Origin of the sequence: Shinella sumterensis, assembly GCF_004514425.2 — a bacterium.
Classification (GTDB): Bacteria; Pseudomonadota; Alphaproteobacteria; order Rhizobiales; family Rhizobiaceae; genus Shinella; species Shinella sumterensis.
The window spans coordinates 50,293-72,169 of sequence record NZ_MYFN02000013.1 but is presented as its reverse complement, the minus strand read 5'-3'; the positions used below and the strand labels follow the sequence as shown (position 1 = coordinate 72,169).

General features: G+C 64.0%; 23 protein-coding genes. 12 read left to right on the top strand and 11 right to left on the bottom strand.

Annotated elements, in window-relative coordinates:
• Nucleotides 1-146 precede the first annotated feature (146 nt).
• On the bottom strand, nucleotides 147-2,570 hold the full coding sequence (gene lon, locus B5M41_RS20910; protein ID WP_134650953.1) for an endopeptidase La: 2,424 nt from the start codon (nucleotides 2,568-2,570) through the stop codon (nucleotides 147-149).
• Between the two features lie 464 nt (nucleotides 2,571-3,034).
• On the opposite strand from lon, the gene B5M41_RS20905 reads away from it, so the two are divergent.
• Nucleotides 3,035-3,352 carry a carboxymuconolactone decarboxylase family protein gene (locus B5M41_RS20905; RefSeq protein WP_413713185.1) on the top strand — a complete coding sequence of 106 codons (318 nt, stop codon included), beginning with the start codon at nucleotides 3,035-3,037 and terminating at the stop codon, nucleotides 3,350-3,352.
• A 63-nt stretch (nucleotides 3,353-3,415) separates the two neighbouring features.
• Here the strand turns inward: B5M41_RS20905 and clpX are convergent, their stop codons facing one another.
• From clpX to B5M41_RS20890, 3 genes are all read right to left on the bottom strand, one after another.
• Nucleotides 3,416-4,693, bottom strand: a complete 1,278-nt coding sequence (clpX, locus tag B5M41_RS20900; protein ID WP_134650951.1) for an ATP-dependent Clp protease ATP-binding subunit ClpX — start codon at nucleotides 4,691-4,693, stop codon at nucleotides 3,416-3,418.
• Between the two features lie 293 nt (nucleotides 4,694-4,986).
• Entirely contained in the window at nucleotides 4,987-5,619 is a 633-nt protein-coding gene (clpP, locus tag B5M41_RS20895) for an ATP-dependent Clp endopeptidase proteolytic subunit ClpP (RefSeq protein ID WP_134650950.1), read from the bottom strand.
• A gap of 1 nt (nucleotide 5,620) precedes the next feature.
• The gene (locus B5M41_RS20890) at nucleotides 5,621-5,896 is read right to left on the bottom strand and encodes a hypothetical protein (protein ID WP_134650949.1); all 276 of its coding nucleotides are present in this window, start codon (nucleotides 5,894-5,896) and stop codon (nucleotides 5,621-5,623) included.
• On the opposite strand from B5M41_RS20890, the gene ggt reads away from it, so the two are divergent.
• The 3 genes from ggt to B5M41_RS20875 all read left to right on the top strand — a co-directional run bounded on the left by ggt (nucleotide 5,895) and on the right by B5M41_RS20875 (nucleotide 9,844).
• Nucleotides 5,895-7,646 carry a gamma-glutamyltransferase gene (gene ggt, locus B5M41_RS20885; protein WP_134650948.1) on the top strand — a complete coding sequence of 584 codons (1,752 nt, stop codon included), beginning with the start codon at nucleotides 5,895-5,897 and terminating at the stop codon, nucleotides 7,644-7,646. The two genes, B5M41_RS20890 and ggt, sit on opposite strands and share 2 nt — an antisense overlap.
• A gap of 78 nt (nucleotides 7,647-7,724) precedes the next feature.
• On the top strand, nucleotides 7,725-8,975 hold the full coding sequence (locus B5M41_RS20880; protein WP_134650947.1) for a cytochrome P450: 1,251 nt from the start codon (nucleotides 7,725-7,727) through the stop codon (nucleotides 8,973-8,975).
• Complete coding sequence (locus B5M41_RS20875) at nucleotides 8,969-9,844, top strand: hypothetical protein (protein WP_134650946.1); 876 nt, start codon at nucleotides 8,969-8,971, stop codon at nucleotides 9,842-9,844. The genes B5M41_RS20880 and B5M41_RS20875 overlap by 7 nt, the downstream gene beginning before the upstream one ends.
• On the opposite strand, the gene B5M41_RS20870 is transcribed toward B5M41_RS20875, so the two are convergent.
• The 4 genes from B5M41_RS20870 to B5M41_RS20855 all read right to left on the bottom strand — a co-directional run bounded on the left by B5M41_RS20870 (nucleotide 9,831) and on the right by B5M41_RS20855 (nucleotide 12,554).
• The gene (locus B5M41_RS20870; RefSeq protein WP_134650945.1) at nucleotides 9,831-10,175 is read right to left on the bottom strand and encodes a cupin domain-containing protein; all 345 of its coding nucleotides are present in this window, start codon (nucleotides 10,173-10,175) and stop codon (nucleotides 9,831-9,833) included. The genes B5M41_RS20875 and B5M41_RS20870 overlap by 14 nt on opposite strands.
• A gap of 54 nt (nucleotides 10,176-10,229) precedes the next feature.
• On the bottom strand, nucleotides 10,230-11,513 hold the full coding sequence (locus B5M41_RS20865) for an O-acetylhomoserine aminocarboxypropyltransferase (protein WP_134650944.1): 1,284 nt from the start codon (nucleotides 11,511-11,513) through the stop codon (nucleotides 10,230-10,232).
• A gap of 111 nt (nucleotides 11,514-11,624) precedes the next feature.
• Nucleotides 11,625-12,053: a CoA-binding protein gene (locus B5M41_RS20860; RefSeq protein ID WP_134650943.1), complete on the bottom strand. Its 429-nt coding sequence runs from the start codon at nucleotides 12,051-12,053 to the stop codon at nucleotides 11,625-11,627.
• Nucleotides 12,054-12,116: 63 nt separating this feature from the next.
• Nucleotides 12,117-12,554 (bottom strand): CoA-binding protein, encoded by a 438-nt coding sequence (locus B5M41_RS20855; protein ID WP_134650942.1) that lies wholly within the window; start codon nucleotides 12,552-12,554, stop codon nucleotides 12,117-12,119.
• Between the two features lie 253 nt (nucleotides 12,555-12,807).
• On the opposite strand from B5M41_RS20855, the gene B5M41_RS20850 reads away from it, so the two are divergent.
• The gene (locus B5M41_RS20850) at nucleotides 12,808-13,644 is read left to right on the top strand and encodes an EamA family transporter (protein WP_134650966.1); all 837 of its coding nucleotides are present in this window, start codon (nucleotides 12,808-12,810) and stop codon (nucleotides 13,642-13,644) included.
• 1 nt (nucleotide 13,645) lies between these two features.
• On the opposite strand, the gene B5M41_RS20845 is transcribed toward B5M41_RS20850, so the two are convergent.
• On the bottom strand, nucleotides 13,646-14,467 hold the full coding sequence (locus B5M41_RS20845) for an enoyl-CoA hydratase (RefSeq protein ID WP_134650941.1): 822 nt from the start codon (nucleotides 14,465-14,467) through the stop codon (nucleotides 13,646-13,648).
• A 135-nt stretch (nucleotides 14,468-14,602) separates the two neighbouring features.
• Between B5M41_RS20845 and B5M41_RS20840 the strand changes: the two genes are divergently transcribed.
• The 3 genes from B5M41_RS20840 to rpsI all read left to right on the top strand — a co-directional run bounded on the left by B5M41_RS20840 (nucleotide 14,603) and on the right by rpsI (nucleotide 16,207).
• On the top strand, nucleotides 14,603-15,034 hold the full coding sequence (locus B5M41_RS20840) for a PaaI family thioesterase (RefSeq protein ID WP_134650940.1): 432 nt from the start codon (nucleotides 14,603-14,605) through the stop codon (nucleotides 15,032-15,034).
• Nucleotides 15,035-15,263: 229 nt separating this feature from the next.
• Nucleotides 15,264-15,728, top strand: coding sequence for a 50S ribosomal protein L13 (gene rplM / locus B5M41_RS20835; protein ID WP_134650939.1), 465 nt, complete (start codon nucleotides 15,264-15,266; stop codon nucleotides 15,726-15,728).
• 2 nt (nucleotides 15,729-15,730) lie between these two features.
• A complete protein-coding gene (gene rpsI, locus B5M41_RS20830) occupies nucleotides 15,731-16,207 on the top strand; it encodes a 30S ribosomal protein S9 (protein ID WP_134650938.1) in 477 nt (158 codons plus the stop codon).
• A 56-nt stretch (nucleotides 16,208-16,263) separates the two neighbouring features.
• On the opposite strand, the gene B5M41_RS20825 is transcribed toward rpsI, so the two are convergent.
• Nucleotides 16,264-17,202 carry a DMT family transporter gene (locus B5M41_RS20825; RefSeq protein ID WP_134650937.1) on the bottom strand — a complete coding sequence of 313 codons (939 nt, stop codon included), beginning with the start codon at nucleotides 17,200-17,202 and terminating at the stop codon, nucleotides 16,264-16,266.
• Between the two features lie 85 nt (nucleotides 17,203-17,287).
• On the opposite strand from B5M41_RS20825, the gene B5M41_RS20820 reads away from it, so the two are divergent.
• From B5M41_RS20820 to B5M41_RS20805, 4 genes are all read left to right on the top strand, one after another.
• Nucleotides 17,288-17,767 (top strand): Lrp/AsnC family transcriptional regulator, encoded by a 480-nt coding sequence (locus tag B5M41_RS20820; protein WP_134650936.1) that lies wholly within the window; start codon nucleotides 17,288-17,290, stop codon nucleotides 17,765-17,767.
• A 123-nt stretch (nucleotides 17,768-17,890) separates the two neighbouring features.
• Nucleotides 17,891-18,844, top strand: coding sequence for an agmatinase (gene speB / locus B5M41_RS20815; RefSeq protein WP_134650935.1), 954 nt, complete (start codon nucleotides 17,891-17,893; stop codon nucleotides 18,842-18,844).
• Between the two features lie 35 nt (nucleotides 18,845-18,879).
• Complete coding sequence (argC, locus tag B5M41_RS20810) at nucleotides 18,880-19,848, top strand: N-acetyl-gamma-glutamyl-phosphate reductase (protein ID WP_269139621.1); 969 nt, start codon at nucleotides 18,880-18,882, stop codon at nucleotides 19,846-19,848.
• Entirely contained in the window at nucleotides 19,845-20,687 is an 843-nt protein-coding gene (locus B5M41_RS20805) for an aminoglycoside phosphotransferase family protein (RefSeq protein ID WP_134650933.1), read from the top strand. The genes argC and B5M41_RS20805 overlap by 4 nt, the downstream gene beginning before the upstream one ends.
• Nucleotides 20,688-20,692: 5 nt before the next feature.
• On the opposite strand, the gene B5M41_RS20800 is transcribed toward B5M41_RS20805, so the two are convergent.
• The gene (locus tag B5M41_RS20800) at nucleotides 20,693-21,784 is read right to left on the bottom strand and encodes a COX15/CtaA family protein (RefSeq protein ID WP_134650932.1); all 1,092 of its coding nucleotides are present in this window, start codon (nucleotides 21,782-21,784) and stop codon (nucleotides 20,693-20,695) included.
• Nucleotides 21,785-21,877: the final 93 nt, after the last annotated feature.

The window sequence follows — 21,877 nt, the reverse complement described above, 5'->3', positions numbered from 1 at the left end:
TCACCCCTCGCCTCGCAAGAAAATTTCGTCGCAATCGCCTGAGAATCCGGGCTTTACACACGCTTTTCAACGAAAAAGACCGGCCAGAGGGCCGGTCTTTTCCAGTTTCGGGTCCAAAAGCCGGGGTCTTTAGCCGGCGTAAGGCCTCAATGCGCGACCGTTCCGGCGCCATCTTCGGACGATTCGACGGCCGGAACCTTGGCCGCTTCGGCCGTTCCGTCCCACTCGATCGGCTCGGGCTTGCGCAGCAGCGCATGCTCGATGACCTCGCCCATGCGCGAGACCGGAACGATCTCCATGTTGTTCTTCACATTGTCCGGGATGTCAGCCAGATCCTTGGCGTTCTCTTCCGGGATCAGAACCTTCTTGATGCCGCCGCGAAGGGCCGCGAGCAGCTTTTCCTTGAGACCGCCGATCGGCAGCACCCGGCCACGCAGCGTCACTTCGCCCGTCATCGCGATATCCTTCGAGACCGGAATGCCGGTCATGATGGAAACGATGGCGGTCGCCATGGCGATACCGGCCGACGGACCGTCCTTCGGCGTCGCGCCTTCCGGCACGTGCACGTGGATGTCGGTCTTGTCGAAGCGCGGCGGCTCGATGCCGAAATCGACGGCACGCGAGCGGACATAGGATGCCGCTGCCGAGATCGATTCCTTCATCACGTCCTTCAGGTTGCCCGTGACCGTCATGCGGCCCTTGCCACCCGGCAGGCTGACGCCTTCGATGGTAAGCAGTTCGCCGCCGACTTCCGTCCAGGCAAGACCCGTGACGACGCCGACCTGATCCTCACGCTCGGCTTCGCCGTGGCGGAAGCGCGGAACGCCCAGGAAGTCATGGATGTTGTCAGCCGTGACCTCGACCTTCTGCGCCTTGCCCTTGATGATCTCGGTCACCGCCTTGCGGGCGAGCTTCATCAGTTCACGCTCGAAGTTACGCACACCGGCTTCGCGGGTGTACTGCTGGATGACCGCCATCAGCGCGCCGTCGGTGACCGAAAACTCCTTCGGCTGCAGAGCGTGGTCGCGGATCGCCTTGGGCAGCAGGTGCCTTTTCGCGATTTCCAGCTTTTCTTCTTCCGTGTAGCCGGCGATGCGGATCACTTCCATGCGGTCCATCAGGGGGGCCGGAATGTTCAGCGTGTTCGCCGTCGTCACGAACATGACGTTGGACAGGTCGTATTCGACTTCCAGGTAGTGATCCATGAAGGTCGAGTTCTGTTCCGGATCCAGCACCTCGAGCAGGGCCGAAGACGGGTCGCCGCGGAAATCCATGCCCATCTTGTCGATCTCATCGAGCAGGAAGAGCGGGTTGGACTTCTTGGCCTTCTTCATCGACTGGATGACCTTGCCGGGCATCGAGCCGATATAGGTGCGGCGGTGACCGCGGATCTCGGCCTCGTCGCGCACGCCGCCGAGCGCCATGCGGATATACTCACGGCCGGTCGCCTTGGCGATCGACTTGGCGAGCGAAGTCTTGCCGACGCCCGGAGGGCCGACGAGGCACAGGATCGGGCCCTTGATCTTGGTCGAGCGGGCCTGCACGGCGAGATACTCGACGATGCGCTCCTTGACCTTGTCGAGACCGAAATGGTCCTCGTCGAGGATCTTTTCCGCCGCGTTGAGGTCGGTCTTGATCTTCGACTTCTTGCCCCACGGAATACCCGTGAGCCAGTCGAGATAGTTGCGCACGACGGTGGCTTCCGCCGACATCGGGCTCATCTGGCGCAGCTTCTTCAGCTCGGCATCCGCCTTTTCGCGGGCCTCCTTGGAGAGCTTGACCTTGGCGATCTTCTCTTCCAGTTCGGCCATCTCGTCACGGCCGTCCTCGCCGTCGCCGAGCTCCTTCTGGATCGCCTTCATCTGTTCATTGAGGTAGTACTCGCGCTGGGTCTTCTCCATCTGGCGTTTGACACGCGAGCGGATGCGCTTTTCGACCTGCAGGACGGAAATCTCGCCTTCCATGAAGCCGAGCGCCTTTTCAAGCCGCAGCTTGACGCTCGTCGTCTCGAGCATTTCCTGCTTCTCGACGATCTTGATGGACAGGTGCGAGGCGACCGTGTCGGCGAGCTTCGAATAGTCCTCGATCTGGCTTGCGGCACCGACGACCTCGGGAGAGATCTTCTTGTTGAGCTTGACGTAGTTCTCGAACTCGGAGACGACCGAGCGCGACAGCGCCTCGATCTCGACCGGGTCCTCATCCGGCTCCACCAGGACGTGGGCCGTGGCTTCGTAGAATTCCTCGCGATCGGTATAGCCGTCGATTTCGGCGCGCGCGCGGCCTTCGACCAGCACCTTCACGGTGCCGTCGGGCAGCTTCAGAAGCTGGAGAACGTTGGCCACGGTGCCGATGCGGTAGATGGCGTCGGTTTCCGGATCGTCGTCGGAGGCGTTGATCTGGGTGGCAAGCATGATCTGCTTGTCGGTGCCCATGACCTCTTCCAGCGCACGGATCGACTTCTCGCGACCGACGAACAACGGCACGATCATGTGCGGGAACACCACGATGTCGCGCAGGGGCAGGACCGGGAAGGCCGTGGATTCGTGCGGCGCAGACGTCTTTTTCGTCATGTCATTTCCTTTCAAACGTCCCGTTTCCGGGAACCGGACCGATCGGCACCTCAAGGCACCGGGCCGGCGATCTTTTCCATCCACAAGTGGCGTGCGGTTAACGCTTTTTCAAGCCCGGCGACAGGGAGCCCCCTTCCAGTCGCCGACCAGACGAACGAACATCAGGAACACTAGTCCTCCGCGCTGTCGCGGACCTTGCGGTCTTCCCACCGACGGCGCCACCGAGGCATTGGCAGGCAGATTCGCGGTCTTCCATATTCGCCTGCCGCGCCGCGTTTCGCAACGGCCTCCCGCGATATCGCCTGCCTTGCATCATGCCCTTTCCGGGCGCAAGCGGCCAATCACGAAATGTAGCGCGCAGCCGTTTCGCGATACCCGGAAAACCGTGCGTCTTGACCTGTCGCAAGACGGGCCGGCGCTCGATGTGCCAGAGTATCGGCGAGCAGAGCAGGAAAGGATCGCCCGTGAACGACACGTCTCTCGTCAGCAACGCATTCCAGACATTCATGAAGGACGCGCCCGCGCACAGCCAGGCCTGGCTGGAGGCCGTGGCGAAACTCGGCGCGGCTTCCGCGCTCGACGCCAAGACCCAGTCGCTCGCCTATATCGCCGTGCTCGCGGCCGTCCGGCTCGAAAGCGGGCTTGCCTTCCATGTGGCGGAAGCAAAGGCGGCCGGCGCAAGCCGCGAGGACGTCATAAGCGCCGTCCTGACGGGCCTGCCGGCGGTCGGCAACGGCGTCACCGCCGCCCTGCCCGCCGCCATCGCAGCCTACGATCGCTGAGGGCTCACATGAAAAGACCCGCCCGTTGCCGGGCGGGTCCTCTGTCTGAAATGCTGCGACGGATCAGGCCGAAACGTTGGCCTTCTCGTCGGCGCGCTCGGAGTAGATGTAGAGCGGCCGGGCGGTGCCCTTGGCGACTTCGTCGGAAATGACGACTTCGCGCACGCCTTCCAGTTCCGGCAGTTCGAACATCGTGTCGAGCAGGATCTTCTCCATGATCGAGCGAAGGCCGCGGGCGCCCGTCTTGCGGACGATGGCCTTGCGGGCGATCTCGCGCAGCGCGTCCTCGTGGAAGGTCAGTTCGACGTCTTCCATCTCGAACAGGCGCTGGTACTGCTTGACGAGCGCGTTCTTCGGCTCCGACAGGATCTGGATCAGCGCATCCTCGTCGAGATCCTCGAGCGTCGCCAGGACCGGCAGACGACCGATGAACTCCGGGATGAGGCCGAACTTGACCAGGTCTTCCGGCTCCAGTTCGCGCAGGACCTCGCCGACGCGGCGATCTTCCGGTGCGCGCACCATCGCGCCGAAGCCGATCGAGGTCTTCTCGCCGCGGGCGGAGATGATCTTGTCGAGGCCGGCAAAGGCGCCGCCGCAGATGAACAGGATGTTCGTCGTGTCGACCTGCAGGAATTCCTGCTGCGGATGCTTGCGGCCGCCCTGCGGGGGCACCGAGGCAACCGTGCCCTCCATGATCTTCAGAAGCGCCTGCTGCACGCCCTCGCCCGAGACGTCACGCGTGATCGACGGATTGTCGGACTTGCGCGAGATCTTGTCGACTTCGTCGATATAGACGATGCCGCGCTGCGCACGCTCGACATTGTAGTCGGCCGCCTGCAGGAGCTTGAGGATGATGTTTTCCACGTCCTCGCCGACGTAGCCGGCTTCGGTCAGCGTCGTGGCGTCGGCCATGGTGAACGGCACGTCGATGATGCGGGCGAGCGTCTGGGCAAGGTACGTCTTGCCGCAGCCCGTCGGGCCGACCAGCATGATGTTCGACTTGGCCAGTTCAACGTCCGAGCCCTTGGCGGCGTGCGCCAGGCGCTTGTAGTGGTTGTGCACCGCGACCGAGAGGATGCGCTTGGCCTGCTGCTGGCCGATGACATATTCGTCGAGGACCTTGATGATATCCTGGGGCGTGGGAACGCCGTCGCGGGATTTCACCATCGAGGTCTTGTTCTCCTCGCGGATGATGTCCATGCACAATTCCACGCATTCATCGCAGATGAACACGGTCGGCCCGGCAATAAGCTTGCGGACCTCGTGCTGGCTCTTGCCGCAGAAGGAGCAGTAGAGGGTATTCTTGGAGTCGCCGCCGTTGCTGCCGCTGACCTTGCTCATATCACTTTCCTTCCAGCACGCCGTCCACCCCTCGCAAGATGGCCGGACACTCAAACCGCCTTTTCCGGAACGCTCGGGAAAGCGCAGCCCGTCAAGGCTTAGGGGGTACTAACCGAACGGGACGAAACAGTCCTGGCCGGTGGCAACGAATCCCCCACCGAAATACCGAATGCTAGGCTCTCACAAATCACCATAGCATTAACGGCCAATATTAGCGGCTTTGCCGCCGGGATAAAGCCCCGTGCACCTTACAAATGTGTCACAATAGCTTCATCCGCGGCAAAACCATGACATTACGCGCCTTCGACACCCTCGATCGCCTCGCGGCTGGTGATGACGCGGTCGACCAGGCCCCAGTCCTTCGCCTCGTCGGCGCTCATGAAATGGTCGCGGTCGAGCGTCTGTTCCACTTCCTCGTAGGTGCGGCCGCAATGCTTGACATAGACCTCGTTGAGCTTGCGCTTCATCTTGAGGATGTCCCTGGCGTGGCGCTCGATGTCCGAGGCCTGGCCGGAGAAGCCGCCCGAAGGCTGGTGCACCATGATGCGCGCATTTGGGGTGGCGAAACGCATGTCCTTGTGGCCGGCGGCCAGAAGCAGCGAGCCCATGGAGGCCGCCTGGCCGATGCACAGCGTCGACACGGCCGGCTTGATGAACTGCATCGTGTCGTAGATCGCCATGCCCGAGGTGACGACGCCACCCGGCGAATTGATGTAGAGCGCGATTTCCTTCTTCGGGTTTTCGGCCTCGAGGAAGAGAAGCTGCGCGCACACCAGCGTGGCGATGTGATCTTCCACCGGACCGGTCAGGAAGATGATGCGCTCCTTGAGGAGACGCGAATAGATGTCGTAGGAACGCTCGCCGCGGTTGGTCTGCTCGACGACCATCGGCACCAGAGCCATGGCGGTATCTACGGGATTTCTCATATCAATCCTTCATCTCAAGTGCCCTGAAACCCTCGCCCAAGCGTTGGGAATCAGCAAGTTTCGTATTCCCTACATAGAGTGTCAGGGTGGCTGACTTCAAGACGGCGCCATGTTTTGCGGCGCTGTATGCGAGAATGCGGTTAATCGGCGCAATGCGCGGCGGGGATTTCCACAACCGATCCGCCGACAGGGTGAAGGAAAGATGAATTCTTTCGCCCGCCTTGCTCCTCCCTGCCGTCGGCTGCACTATGTCGTCTCCAGCGGAGGCAATCCCCATGAAACGCGTCCTCATCGCCCTTGCAACCCTGGCCCTTGCCGGCACGCCCGCGCCGGCGCAGCAGGCATCCGACACCGTCGCTCCCGAGCGCGCCACGGGCCGTGCGGCCGCCGGCATCGTCACCGCGACGAAGCACATGGTCGCCGCCGCCCATCCGCTCGCCGCCGAGGCGGGCGCGAAAATCCTCGATGAGGGCGGCAGCGCCATCGATGCCATGATCGCCGTCCAGACCGTGCTCGGCCTCGTCGAACCGCAATCCTCCGGCCTCGGCGGCGGCGCCTTCCTCGTCTATTACGATGCGCAGGCAAAACGGATCACCACGCTCGACGGCCGCGAGACCGCGCCGATGGAAGCGACGCCCACGCTTTTCCTCGACGAAAAGGGCGAGCCGCTGGCGTTTCTCGATGCCGTGGTCGGCGGCCGTTCGGTCGGCACGCCCGGCACCGTGATGCTGATGCAGGAGGCACACAACCGCTGGGGCGTCATGGCGTGGAAGGATCTTTTCGCGCCCGCGCAGAAGCTGGCGAGCGACGGTTTCGTCGTGTCTCCGCGCCTCGCCGCCCTGGTCGCGGCCGAAGGCGACCGGCTGAAGACCTTCGAGCCGACGGCATCCTATTTCTTCGGTGCCGATGGCGCGCCGCTCAAGGCCGGCGCCATCCTCAGGAACCCCGCCTATGCCGAAACACTGTCGGCCATCGCCAATGGCGGCGCCGCCGCATTCTATGAAGGCGCCATCGCCGAGGCGATCGTCGATACGGTGCGCATGGCCGGACAGAATGCGGGCGTGCTGTCGCTCGCCGACCTCGCCAATTACCGGGTCAAGGAGCGCAAGCCCGTCTGCACCGCCTATCGGGCGCTCGACGTGTGCGGCATGGGTCCGCCCTCCTCCGGTGCCGTTGCCATCGGCCAGATGCTCGGCATGCTGGAGAATTTCGACCTCAAGGCGCTCGGCAGGGACAATCCGGAAAGCTGGCGGCTGATCGGGGACGCCCAGCGCCTCGCCTTCGCCGACCGGGAGCGTTACCTCGCCGACACGGATTTCGTGCCGGCGCCCATCAAGGGCCTGACGGACAAGACCTATCTCGGCGAACGGGCCAGGCTGCTGGACGGCGACGAGGCGCTCGGCGCGGATGCGGTGAGCGCCGGCAAGCCGGAATGGGACCATGCCTTCAATTTTGGCCGGGACGCGGCCATCGAGCTGCCCTCCACCAGCCATTTCGTCATCGTCGACGACAAGGGCAATGTGGTTTCCATGACGACCACCATCGAGAACGGCTTCGGCTCCCGGCTGATGACCAACGGCTTCCTGCTCAACAACGAGCTCACGGATTTCTCATTCAAGACCCACGACGAGGGCCTGCCCGTCGCCAACCGCGTCGAGCCCGGCAAACGGCCCCGCTCCTCCATGTCGCCGACCATCGTCCTCAAGGATGGCAAGCCGCTGCTTGCCATCGGCTCGCCCGGCGGCAGCCAGATCATCGGCTATGTCGCGCAGGCGCTGATCGCCTATATCGACTGGGGCATGGATGTCGGCGAGATCGTCGCGATGCCCCATCTCATCAACCGGTTCGGCACCTACGACATCGAAGCCGGCACCGATGCGGAAAAGCTTGCCGGACCGCTGACGGACCTCGGTTACGAGGTGAAGATCGGCGAGATGAACTCCGGCCTGCACGCCATCGAACTCATCGCCGACGGCCTGAAAGGCGCAGCCGACCCGCGGCGCGAGGGTATCGCGGTGGGGAAATGATTTGATTGAGGCGACACGGTTGTTGAAGGCGTTTTGTCAAGCTTTCATGGGCTTGTGAAATCCGCTACGTCATCGTTTATGACGACGCCACATCTCCCCTTCCTCACCATCGATGCCGCCAACAGACGCGTTTCGCTGGATGGCCGCGATCCCGCTTTCTACCGCGACCCGAACGCGGTCTATGCGGCGCTCCACGCGCAGTGTCCCACCTTCTGGTGGGAGGAACAGAAGAAATGGTATTTCACGGGCTATGACCATGTGAACGGCCTGCTGCGCGACCGCCGTTTCGGCCGGCAGATCCTCCATGTGGCAAGCCGCGCGGAACTCGGGCTTCCCGAACCGCAGCCGCATGTCGCGCATTTCGATGCGGCCGAGGCCTGGTCGCTCCTGGAGCTGGAACCGCCGGAACACACCCGGCTGCGCACCCTCGTCAACCGCGCCTTCGTCTCGCGCATGATCGAGAAGCTGACGCCCGAGATCACCGATCTCTGCCATCAGGCCATCGACCGCTTCGAGAAGGACGGCAAGGTCGAGCTGCTCTCCGCCTTCGCCGATATCCTGCCGGTGACGATGATCGCCCGCATGATCGGCATTCCCGACGAAATGGGTCCGCAGCTCCTCAAATGGTCCCACGCCTATGTGCGCATGTACATGTTCGGCCGCACCCATGCCGACGAGCTTGCCGCCGACAAGGCGGCACAGGAGTTTTCGGATTACGTGCGCGGCGTCATCGCCGAGCGCCGCGCCGAACCGCGCGACGACCTGCTCTCGCACATGGTGCACACCGAACATCGCGGCCAGCTTCTGACCGATGACGAACTCATCTCCACGACCATCGTGCTGCTGAACGCCGGCCATGAGGCGACGGTGCACCAGATCGGCAACGCCGTGCGCACCATCCTGGAAAACGGCGCCGACCCCGCCGTGCTCTTCGCCGACCAAAAAGCGACGGAGCGTACCGTGGAAGAGTGCCTGCGCATCTCCGCACCCGTGCACATCTTCGATCGTTTCGCGCTGGAGGACGTCGAACTCGACGGTATCCGCTTCCGCCGCGGCGACAAGGTGGCGATGATCCTCGCCGCCGCAAACCTCGACCCGAAGAAATTCTCCGATCCCCTGGTCTTCAAGCCGGATCGCAACGAGGGCGCCAACCTCTCCTTCGGCGCCGGCATCCATTTCTGCATCGGCGCGCCGCTGGCCCGGCTCGAACTCAACATCGCGCTGCCGATCCTGTTCCAGCGCCTGCCCGGCCTGCGCATCGCAACGCCGCCCGTGGTCAAGGACGTCTATCACTTCCACGGTCTGGAGGCGCTGGAGCTGGAATGGTAGGGATAACGCCAGACGGTACTTTTGTGCTCATTCTCACTATGGTGGTCGTGCTCACGCTCGCCATCCCGATCGTCGCCTTTGTGCCGACAAAAAACGCGCGCAGCAGCGTCTTTATGCTGGCGCTCGTCAGCGGTCTTTGCCTTTATCTGGGCATAGATACTGGCCCAGACGACCGTTTTGGCCTGGCTTCGTTCGCGCGCACTGCTGTGTTTGCTGTCTGGCTCTGCTGTGTCACCATTGCAGGTCTTGCTATCGTTTTCAGGCACAGGCGCGATACCGAACCCACACTTGCTGGAAACATCGTGTTCGGCGCGGTAGCGGGGCTGCCTGTACCTTTGCTCCTGTTTTTGAAGACGGGTATATTCACCCGAATACCGGGCGCTTTTCTTGCTGTCGCCCTTGCCGCCGCCGCCGGCATTCTTGTTTATCAAGCGTTCGCCGGGCTGAAAGATTCGCGACGGGGGCGACCCTTCGATGCGTACGGATGCACCTGCCTTTTCGCGACGATGGCGATCGCTCTATCGCTTGCACTCAGTTACATCTCGGCAGACGTGGTTGCCAGAAAAGCGATCGACGCTGCCGCAGGCCGTCCCTATTGCCTTCAATCCGGCAGCCGCACCGTCACCAGCCTCTTTGATCTCTCCATCCTGACATTCCGCGAGCGGAAGCAAAGCGCAGGGAATACGCCTTCCTACCTTCGCAACCACGGTCTTCTGGTCGTCAAGATGGAGAACGGCTTGAACGTGTTGAATTGGTCCTATCACGCGCAAGATTTCATGACGGATGCGCTCGCGCAGAGCCCAAACCTCTCCGCACAACCGCAAAGTCTGTGCACGCCCATATCGTCCAGTCAGCCTACAAACGAATGACGTAATCCTTGCGAGTCGTTTCAACGACTTCCCAGCTTCCCTTGAAGCCGGGTCTCAGGATCAGGCGGTCGCCGGCCTTGAGTTCGAACACCTCGCCCTCGTCGGACGTGACGATCGAATGGCCTTCGAGGATGTGGAAATACTCCCACTCGTCATACTGTATGCGCCACTTGCCCGGCGTCGATTGCCAGATGCCGGAATAGACGCCGCCGTCGGCTTCCTCGATGTTCCAGCTGGTGAAGACCGGATCGCCCGCGATCAGCCGGTCGGCGGCAGGGCGGCCGGTTTCCGGCTCCACGCCGGCGATGTCGAAGGGTTGTGCCTTGCTCATGCTGTCTTCCATAGGGAGGAATGTAAGGGCGGCCTGCTCGGCCGCCCCGTGGCGTCAGGCCTTGGCGAGGGCCTGTTCGATGTCGGCGATGATGTCGGCGGCGTCCTCGATGCCGATGGACAGGCGCACCACATCCGGGCCCGCGCCCGCCGCGACCTGTTGCTCTTCGGACAGCTGGCGGTGGGTCGTCGAGGCCGGGTGGATCACCAGCGATCGCGTGTCGCCGATATTGGCAAGGTGCGAAATCATTTCCAGCCCTTCCACGAAGCGCTTGCCCGCCTCGTAGCCGCCCTTCAGGCCGATGGTGAAGACGGCGCCCGCACCCTTCGGCGCATAGCGCTGCTGGAGCGCGTGGTTGGGGTGGTCGTCGAGGCCGGCATAGTTGACCCAGGCGACCTTGTCGTGGCCCTTCAGCCATGTCGCGACGGCCAGCGCATTGTCGGAGTGGCGCTGCATGCGCAGCGGCAGCGTCTCGATGCCGGTCAGGAGCTGGAAGGCGTTGAACGGCGAGATGGCAGGTCCGAAATCGCGCAGGCCCAGCACCCGGCAGGCAATGGCGAAGGCAAAGTTGCCGAAGGTCGAATGCAGCACCATGCCGGCATATTCCGGGCGCGGCTCGGACAGTGCGGGATATTTGCCCGACGCGGACCAGTCGAACGTCCCGCCGTCGACGATGATGCCGCCCATGGAGTTGCCATGGCCGCCCATGAACTTGGTCAGCGAATGCACGACGATATCGGCGCCATGCTCCAGCGGGCGCAGCAGGTAGGGCGTCGCCATCGTGTTGTCGACGATGAGCGGCAGGCCGTGGCGGTGCGCGATCTCGGCAATGCCGGCGATATCGACGAAGGTGCCGCCCGGATTGGCAAGGCTTTCGATGAAGATGCCCTTGGTCTTATCGTCGATCTGGCTTTCGAACGTGGAAAGGTCGTCGGTGTCCGCCCAGCGCACGTGCCAGTCGAAATTCTTGAAGGCATGGCCGAACTGGTTGATGGAGCCGCCATAGAGCCGCCGCGCGGCGATGAAGTTGTCGCCCGGGCGCATGATCGTATGGAACACCAACAGTTGCGCGGCATGGCCGGAGGCCACCGCAAGCGCCGCCGTACCGCCCTCGAGCGCGGCGACGCGCTCCTCGAGCACGGCCTGCGTGGGGTTCATGATGCGGGTGTAGATGTTGCCGAAGGCCTGCAGGCCGAAGAGCGAGGCAGCGTGGTCGGCGTCGTTGAACACGAAGCTGGCCGTCTGATAGATCGGCGTCACGCGCGCGCCGGTCGTGGGGTCCGGCTGGGCGCCCGCATGGATGGCGAGCGTGGAAAAGCCCGGCTTGTTCTTCGTCATGGATGACCTCCCTTTTTAAAGTTCCGGCACTATTTCAGAGAGATAGCGGCCGGTCAAAGGGAGTTTTCCGCTCGCGCGCGGCTGCGGCAAAGCGCGCCATGCGCAATGCCGTCATCCGATGAGGCGCGGATATTCGATGGCCGGGCAGCGGTCCATCACGACCTTGATCCCGGCGGCTTCGGCCTTGGCCGCAGCCTCGTCGTGACGCACGGAAAGCTGCCCCCAGATGACTTTCGGCAGCGGCGAGAGCGTCCGCACCTCGTCCACGACAGCTGGAAGCGCATTGGCGGCGCGGAAGACATCGACCATGTCGATCGGCTCTTCGATATCGGCCAGACGGCCGACGACGCGCTGGCCGAGGATTTCCTTGCCCGCCTGCCCTGGATTGACCGGGATCACCCGATAGCCCTTGCGCAGCAGGAACGCCATGACGCGCTGGCTGGGGCGCTCCGGGTTCGGCGAGGCGCCGACGAGGGCAATCACCTTCGTCGCGCGCAGAATGTCGGCAAGATAATAGTCCGGATAGGAATCATGATTCATGGCGCGTTCCCGTTTTCGGGGAGAATTGGGGTAACGCTATGTGAAGTCAATGTTTGCCCGGTGTCACGATGCCTTGCGCATGAGCAGCGGATATTCCGTCACCGGGCAACGGTCCATCACGACGCGAAAACCTGCGGCTTCGGCCCGCAGGGCGGCGGCATCGTCGCGCACGGTAAACTGCCCCCACAGGACCTTCGGGCGTCGCGGCAGCCCCAGCACCTCGTCCACGACCGCACCGAACTGGCTGGCAGCGCGGAAAACGTCGACCATGTCGATCGGCTCAGGGATATCGGCGAGGCGGGCATGGACGGTCTGGCCGAGAATGGCCTTGCCGGCATGCCCGGGATTGACCGGAATGACATGGTAGCCCTTGCCGAGCAGGAAGCCCATGACGCCATGGCTCGGACGCGCATCGTTCGGTGACGCGCCGACGACGGCGATCGTATGCACGCTGGAAAGGATGTCGCGGATATAGCTGTCGGGATAATGGTCGTGGTTCATCGCTGCCTCCTCCGGCTGTCGCGAATGTCTCTCCCATGCCTTGCTGTTCGCCATTCTAGCGCGAAACCTTAAAGAAGAAGAGCGCCCCGGCAGGGCCTTTGCGGCGCGATCTGTGCCAATCCGGCGCAGTCATCACGGATTCTGCCGGTTCCATCACAAAAGTTGCGGCAGATCCCGATTGCAAATGTCAGGATTTGGGCGGATGAAGAGGTGCCTTCCCGTTCGCCCCGCCTGCCCCGCCGAGGTTCCCAGATTGCCGTTCGACGTTCTTCTCCTCGTGCTTCTTGGCGCGGCCCTGCATGCGACATGGAATGCGCTGGTCAAATCCGGAACCGACAAGTCGCTGGACGCCGCGATGGTGGCGCTCGGCGCCGGCGCCGTCGGGCTGTTCTTCCTGCCCTTCGTGCCGCTGCCGAAACCGGAGGCCTGGCCGTTCATCCTCGTCTCGGCCGTCCTGCAATTCGCCTATTTCCAGCTGGTGGCCGCGGCCTACCGGGCCGGCGATATCGGGCTCGTCTATCCGCTGATGCGCGGCGTGGCGCCCCTCATCGTCGCCATGACGAGCGGCCTCGTGCTGGGCGAACACCTGACCACGACGGCCATGGCGGGCGTGCTGGTCATTTCGGCCGGCGTGCTGACGCTCGCGCTTGAATCGCGCCGCGGCGGGCGCCATGCCATCCTGCTGGCGCTGGCCAATGCCGTCGTCATCGCCACATATACATTTGTGGACGGCGCGGGCGCGCGCGTCTCGGGCAACGCGATTTCCTATACGCTCTGGATGGCGCTGCTGCCGCCGGTCTTATTATTCACCTGGGCGATCGCGCGGCGCGGCACCGCTCCGGTCTGGAGCCATGTCCGCCGCAACTGGGCGCGCGGCCTGTTCGGCGGCGCCGGTTCCATCGCGTCCTACGGGCTGGCGCTGTGGGCGATGACCAGGGCGCCGGTCGCGACGGTCGCCGCATTGCGCGAAACCGCCATCCTCTTCGCCCTCCTCATCTCCGTCTTCATCCTCAAGGAAAAGGCAAGCGTCTGGCGCTACCTCGCCGGCGCCGTCATCGCCTGCGGCGTGCTGGTGCTCAAGCTGGCGTAATCTATTTCCGATCCCACTCCGGCATACGCTTGTCCAGAAACGCGCCGATGCCCTCCTTTGCGTCGTCTGCCAGCATGTTCTCCACCATCGTCGCGACCGCCACATCATAGGCGTCCGCGACCGGCAGGCCGGCCTGGGCGCGGATCGCGGCCTTGCCGATGCGCAGGGCCTGCGGCGACTTGGACGCGATGACGGCGGCGTACTTGTCGACGACCTGGCGCAGGTATTGCTGCGGGACGATGCGGTTGACGAGGCCGAAATCCTTGGCGGTGGACGCGTCGATGGTCTCGCCGGTCAGCAGCATCTCCATCGCCTGCTTGGGATGCGCCGCGCGGGTCACGGCGACCATCGGCGTCGAGCAGAACAGGCCGATATTGACGCCGGGGGTGCAGAAGGTGGCGGTGTCCGTGCAGATGGCGAGGTCGCAGCTCGCGACGAGCTGGCAGCCGGCGGCCGTCGCAAGGCCGTCGATCTCGGCCACGACGGGCTGCGGCAGCGCGGCGATCTTCAGCATGATGTCGGCGGCCATGCGCATGGTCTTCTCGAAGAAGGCGCGCCCGCCGTCGTCATCCGCACGGTGCATGGTCATTTCCTTGAGGTCGTGGCCGGCGGAGAAGACCTTGCCGGTCGAGGCCAGCACGACGACGCGGATGGCGTCATCTGCCGCAACGGCATCGAGCGCCTCGGCAAGCGCCCGCATGGTGGCGATGGAGAGCGCGTTGGCCGGCGGGTTGTTCAGCGTGATACGCAACACCGGCGCCTGCCGCTCGATCCGCACCAGGCCGGCCGGCTCCTCTTTCCTGAACTCCACCACATCCGCCATGCTCGCCTCCTTGTCGTATCGTCCTGAGGTCCTACGCCGCGCCGCCGCCCGTTTCAAGCGCGGCAAGCTAGACTTTCAGCGGGCTTGCGAGAGAGGGGAAATCGGTCTGTAAACGCTAAAAAGGAGACGCCTGCGATGGAAGTGACGCCGATCATGGATCCGGAAGCGCTGAACCGCTTCCTCGAAACCGATTTTCCGCAGCTCCATACGGATGGGAAAGTGTTCGAGGTGATGGCGGTCGGCCCCGGAACGGTGACGCTGCGGCTCACGCCCAACGAGCGGCACCTGCGCCCGGGCGGCACGATTTCCGGCCCCACGCTCTTCGCGCTCGCCGATGTCGGCGCCTGGTGCGCGGTGCTCGCCCATATCGGGCCGGTGGCGCTTGCCGTCACCACCAATCTCAACATCAATTTCCTGCGGAAGCCCGCCCCCGGCCCTCTTTCCTGCACGTGCCGCCTCCTCAAGCTCGGCAAGCGGCTGGCGGTGGTGGACGCCTCGATTTTCGATGCCGGCGGCGAGGAACTCGTGGCCCATGCCACCGCGACTTACTCGATTCCACCGCGATAATTTGTGGTATCTTAATACCATTAAATCAAGCCATTGTTTTTAAATGATTATCTTTCACATCCTCCGAACCACGTCGCTTGACGCCCTGCCGGCTCTCGCTTATAAGCCGCACCAGATCGCGGTCCCCACGGGCCGCGTTCGATTTTTGGCATCCGCAAGGCGCCAAACCAAGCAACAAGAAACGCCCCAGGCCGCAAGGCTTCGGGACCCTACAGAAAGAGCTACTCCCATGGGTACCTTCGTACAGAAGCCCGCCGAGGTAGAGAAGAAGTGGATCCTCATCGACGCCGAAGGCCTCGTTGTCGGTCGCCTCGCTACCCTCATCGCGAACCGCCTGCGCGGCAAGCACAAGGCCACCTTCACGCCCCACGTCGACGACGGTGACAACATCATCGTGATCAACGCCGACAAGGTCGTCTTCACCGGCAAGAAGTACTCCGACAAGAAGTACTACTGGCACACCGGTTACCCGGGTGGCATCAAGGAGCGCACGGCTCGCCAGATCATCGAAGGCCGCTTCCCGGAGCGCGTTCTCGAGAAGGCTGTCGAGCGCATGGTTCCGCGCGGCCCGCTCGGCCGTCGCCAGATGAAGAACCTGCGCGTTTACGCCGGCGCCAACCACCCGCACGAAGCCCAGCAGCCCGTCGTTCTCGACGTCGCCAAGCTGAACAGCAAGAACACAAGGAGCGCCTGATAATGGCCGACCTCTCCTCGCTCAAGGACCTCGGCGTCGCCGCTGCAGCTCCGGCCGCTTCCGCCCCGGTTCACGTCAAGAAGGTTGACGCCCAGGGCCGTTCCTACGCCACCGGCAAGCGCAAGGACGCTGTCGCCCGCGTGTGGGTCAAGCCGGGCTCCGGCAAGATCACCGTCAACGGCAAGTCGTTCGAAGCCTACTTCGCACGCCCGGTCCTGCAGATGATCCTGCAGCAGCCGATCGTCGCAGCTGCCCGTGACGGCCAGTTCGACATCGACGCGACCGTCGCCGGCGGCGGCCTTTCCGGCCAGGCCGGTGCCGTTCGTCACGGCATCTCCAAGGCACTGACCTACTTCGAGCCGGCCCTGCGCTCGGTCCTGAAGAAGGGCGGCTTCCTGACCCGCGACTCGCGCGTCGTCGAACGCAAGAAGTACGGCAAGGCCAAGGCCCGTCGTTCGTTCCAGTTCTCCAAGCGTTAATCGCCCGGACGATTTTGGTTCAGGAAAGGCCGGGGCTCGCCCCGGCCTTTCTCGTTCTACGCTTCGGCATTTCCGGCGCCTCTGGTGGATAATCCCGGCCTGCTGAAGAGGGCCACCGCCACCGCGACACCGGTGAGCTGCAGCGTTGCGCCGATCCACTCGGCCGTCTGCGGCCACCGCGCTTCGTACACAAACCCGTAAACGAGACCGAACACGGTTTCCGCCACGATGAGCTGCGCGGCAAGCGCGAGTGGCAATCTGGCGGAAGCGATCCCCCAGCAGAATGTCGCGATCCACGATCCCGCAATGCCCATGACCGCAGCCCAGCCGAGAAAGTTCACCATGTCGGGACCGGCAAGGGGCTGCGTCGAAAAAGAGGTCAGCGGCAGAAGTGCCATGCTGCCGATCGCCGCCCCTACTCCTTGTACGCCCGTCCAGTGCAGGCCATCCGGCGCGTCGGCGGCGCGCATGACGGCGGCATTGGCGAGGCCGTAGGCGATCCAGATAACAAGCGCGGCCGAGGCCGCCAGGACGCCGAGCAGAACCGCCTTGCGCCCCTCCGGCCCGGCTGCCTCGATGACCGAGATGTTGACGATCGCCACGCCGGCGGCGATCAGCGCGAGCGGCGCAGCGAGCGCGCGCCACGGGGCAGACCGGTCGCGCCAGTTGGCGATCAACGCCAGCAGCACCGGCATGGTACCGATGACGAGCGGCGGTATGGCGGCGCCCGCCAGCCTGACCGCATAGGCGGCGGCGACGAAATATACGACATAGCCCGCGCCGCCGAGAGACAGGCCGGTCAGCCAGCGCCTGCATGTCAGGCCGCGCGGGCGAAAGCGCGGATGCAGCATGAGCAGCACGGAAACCAGGCCGAATATCCCGTATCGTGCAACGGTGAGGTCCAAGGTGGAGGCGGGATCGACGGCGCGTGGCGCAATGAATGTGAGGCCCCACAACGCGCATGTTGTCAGGCCGGCCAGAATACCAATCAGCATGGGTCACTCCTGTGATGCGCGATCATGGAGGGTGGACAGGCTGATTTCCATGGAGAACCGAAGGCAGAACCGCTATAATGCATCGATGAGCAGCTCAAAAATCCCCAATCGCCTTCAATATGAAAACTCATCCATCGATGCCGTCGATTCCCGAATCCTGGTAGCGCTCGATGCGGATTCACGGCTCTCCATGAGTGAACTCGCCCGCCTCGTCGGCATGTCCGCGCCGGCGGTGTCGGAGCGGGTGCGTCGGCTGGAGGCCGGCGGCGTCATCCGCGGCTTCACACTCGACGTCGATGCGCGCGCGCTCGGCTACCAGATTCGCGCTCTCGTGCGTATCAGGCCGCTGCCCGGCAAGCTGCATGTGGTGGAGAAGCTGATCCAGGATACGCCACAGTTCATCGAATGCGACAAGATCACGGGGGACGATCCCTTTCTCGCCCGCCTCGTCGTCCACTCGATCGAAGAAATGGACGATGTTCTCGAGGCGCTTTCCGACCATGCCGTCACCAGCACGGCCGTCATCAAGGGAACATCCGTCGCCCGGCGCCTGCCGCCGCTTTGAGGTGGATGCGTCATCGTCGCGAGGATACACGCATTCTTTTCAGCCACGGGACTTGCCGCGGCGACGGCATTTTGCTGAAACAGGCAACCTTTTCGAAGGGCGACAGCAATCGGGAGCCTGACAGTGGCCAACAAGACGATCGATCACGCCATCACCGCAAAATCGCTGAAGAGCGCGGCCTCCGACCCGACGCATGCCGGAATTCTCTCCTTCATGCGCCGGCGCTACACCAAGGTGCTGAAGGATGTCGACGCCGTCGTCTGGGGCATTCCCTTCGATGCCGCGACCTCAAATCGTCCCGGCACGCGCTTCGGGCCGCAGGCGATCCGCCGCGCCTCGGCGATCATGGACAACGATCCGCAATATCCCTTCGAGCGCGACCTGTTCGAGGACATGGCCGTCATCGATTATGGCGATTGCCTGCTCGACTACGGCAACCACGCGAAGACGCCCGCGACGATCGAGCGTGAGGCCAAGAAGATCCTGAAATCCGGCGCCTACATGCTGACGCTCGGCGGCGATCATTTCATCACGCTGCCGCTCTTGCGCGCCCATGCCGAGAAGTACGGTCCCCTCTCCCTCGTGCAGTTCGACGCGCACCAGGATACCTGGGCCGACGAGAAGGGCCGCATCGACCATGGCTCCTTCGTCGGCACCGCGGTCCGCGAAGGGCTGATCGATGCCGAGACGTCGATCCAGATCGGTATTCGCACCCATGCGCCGGAGGATTGCGGCATCCGCATCCTCTATGGCTATGATGTGGAGGAGATGAGTGCCGCCGAGCTCGCCGATGCAATCATCCATCATGTCGGCGACCGCGCGGCCTATCTCACTTTCGACATCGACTGCCTCGATCCGGCCTATGCGCCCGGCACCGGCACGCCGGTCTCCGGCGGTCCCTCCAGCGCGCGTATCCTGTCGGTGCTGCGCAAGCTTGGCGCGCTCAATATCGTCGGCTCGGATGTAGTCGAGGTGGCGCCCGCCTATGACCATGCCGATATCACCGCCATCGCCGGCTCCACCATCGCCATGTACATGCTGGGCCTTCACGCCGAGGCGCTGGCCGAACGACGCTGAAACACGGCGTTGAATACGACAGGGCAAGGGGCTATATCGGCGGCGAACGCGCGAACAGGATGGGACAGCAGATGAAACCGAAGATCTTCATCGATGGCGAACACGGCACGACGGGCCTGCAGATCCGCACCCGCATGGCCGGCCGCGCCGATGTCGAGCTCCTGTCCATCCCGGAAGCCGAGCGCCGCAACGCGCAGCTGCGCGAAGACCTGCTGAACAGCGCCGATATCGCCATCCTCTGCCTGCCTGATGATGCGGCCAAGGAAGCCGTGGCCATAGTGGCGGGCAACAATTCCGTGCGCATCATCGACACCTCGACCGCCCATCGTATCAACCCGGACTGGGCCTACGGCTTTGCCGAAATGGATCGCGAGCAGCCGAAGAAGATCGCGGGCGCGCGTTACGTCGCCAATCCCGGCTGCTATCCGACGGGCGCCATCGGCCTCATCCGTCCGCTGCGCCTCGCCGGCATCCTGCCGGAGGATTACCCGGTCACCGTCAATGCCGTCTCCGGCTATACCGGCGGCGGCAAGCAGTTGATCGCGCAGATGGAAGATGAAGGCCATGCCGAGCATATCGCTTCGCCGCACTTCCTCTACGGCCTCACCCTGAAGCACAAGCATGTGCCGGAAATGCAGGTGCACGGGCTTCTCGGCCGCGCGCCGCTGTTTGCGCCCTCCGTCGGCAAGTTCCCGCAGGGCATGATCGTGCAGGTGCCGCTCTATCTCGCCGACCTCAAGGAGAACGCCTCGCTCGGCTCCATCCACGAGGCGCTGGCGGACCACTATGCCGGCCAGGATATCGTCGAGGTGGTCGATCTCAAGGAAACCGCCAGCCTTCCCCGCGTCAACGCGGTGGAACTGGCCGATACCGACCGCATGAAGCTCTATGTCTTCGGCACGGCGGGCGCGCCGCATGTCAACCTCGTCGCCCTGCTGGACAATCTCGGCAAGGGTGCCTCGGGTGCCGCCGTGCAGAACATGGACCTGATGCTGGGCGCATGACGACGCCCGAGCCGGCCTTTCCCGACGAATGGCGGATCGAAGGCTCCAGTCTTCTTGCCGACACCGTCGCCGGGAGCGTCTACGAGGTCACGCTTGCCGGCGGCGAAAACGCCATCGTCAAGCACCTGAAGCCGAAGGCGCTGGAGGACAGCCTGCGCGGCGCGGATTTCCTGACATGGCGGGATGGCGTCGGCTGCGTAAGACTTCTCGCCCGTTCCGGCACGATGCTGCTGATGGAACATGCGGGCAGGACGACGCTGAGGGATCACATGGCGTCACACGGCGACAGCGATGCAACGCGCATCGCCGCCAGCGTCCTGCTCGATTATCACCGCGCCTCCGACAGCCCGCCGCCCGCCAGCCTGCAACCGCTGTCACGCTACTTCGCAAGCCTCTTCGCCAAGGCCGAACGGGACCGCAAGGACGGCCTTGCAGGCCCCTATGCGGAAGCGGCGGCCATGGCGCAGGCGCTGCTGGCCGACCAGCGGGATATCAAGCCGCTGCACGGCGACCTGCACCACGAAAACATCATGCATGGACCGCGCGGCTGGATCATCATCGATCCCGCCGGGCTGATCGGCGATGCGGCGCTCGACGTCGCCAACATGTTCTCCAATCCGCTGGATCGGTTCGACCTCACCCGCGACGAAGCGCGGATCGCCGGCATGGCGGATGTCTTCGCGGAGACGCTCGGGCGCGATGTGCGCACCATCCTGCGCTACGCGTTCGCCTATGGCTGCCTGTCGGCCGCCTGGCATGACGAGGACGGCAACGAAGCCGACCGCGACGACGAACTGGCGGTGGCCGCCGCGATCCGCACCGTTCTCAGGCAGGCCTGACCGGATCACGCCGGCGCGTCGTCCCTGTCATATTCGCCGTAGAAGCCGCGCCAGTGCGCGACGGCGAAGCCGAGCACCACCAGTGCTCCGCCCTGATGCGCCAGCGCCCAGCCGAGCGGCACCTGCCAGATCAGCGTGAGGATGCCGATGGTCGCCTGGAGACAGACGAGGCCGAACAGCACCAGCGCGCGGCGCGCATGAGTGGTCTCGGGCGCGGCGCGCAGCGAAGCGATCAGGTGCACCAGCGCCAGCGCAAACAGCACATAGGCGCCGATGCGGTGCACGAACTGCACGGTCTTCGGGTTCTCGAAGAGATTGATCCACCAGGGCTGCTGCAGGAAGAGGCCGCCGGGTACGACGGCGCCGTCCATCAGCGGCCATGTGTTGTAGGTGAAGCCGGCATGCAGGCCGGCGACGAGCGCACCGAGATAGATCTGGAAGATCGCCATGCCGGCGATGATGCCGGCCATGCGGCGCGAGCCTTGCGTCGGGGCCTCATCGTCGCTGTGCGGCGCGAGGGCGCGCATCAGCCACACGGTCCCGGCGAAGATCAGACAGGCGATGGTGAGATGGGTGGCAAGCCGGTACTGGCTGACGGAGACCCGTTCGGCAAGGCCCGACGACACCATCCACCAACCGATGAAGCCCTGGAACCCGCCAAGCGCGAGAAGGCCGACGAGCGGCCAGCGCATCTTGCGCTCGATGCGGCCGGTCAGCCAGAAGAAGGCGAGCGGCACGGCGAAGACGAAGCCGATGGAGCGGGCGATGAGGCGGTGAGCCCATTCCCACCAGAAGATCGTCTTGAACTCGTCGACGGTCATGCCCTTGTTGACCTGCTCGTATTGCGGAATGCGCTTGTAGAGCTCGAATTCCTCCTGCCATTCCTGCGCGCCGATCGGCGGGATGACGCCATGGATGGGCTTCCACTCCGTAATGGAGAGGCCCGACCCGGTCAGGCGCGTCGCGCCGCCCACGAGCACCAGCACGAACAGCATGAACAGCACGAAGCCCAGCCAGATGCGGACCTGCCGGCGATTGCGCTCGATGCGTCCCGCGTCGTCGACGCTGCGATAGGCTGTTACGTTTGTGGCGCTCATTTCATCGGCTCCTTTGCCCGGAGCGGCGATCTGCCTGCCGCTGCGGCTTTTCCACGCGGTCGCGGGCACAAAATGGCCTGCACCCTTCGCCGC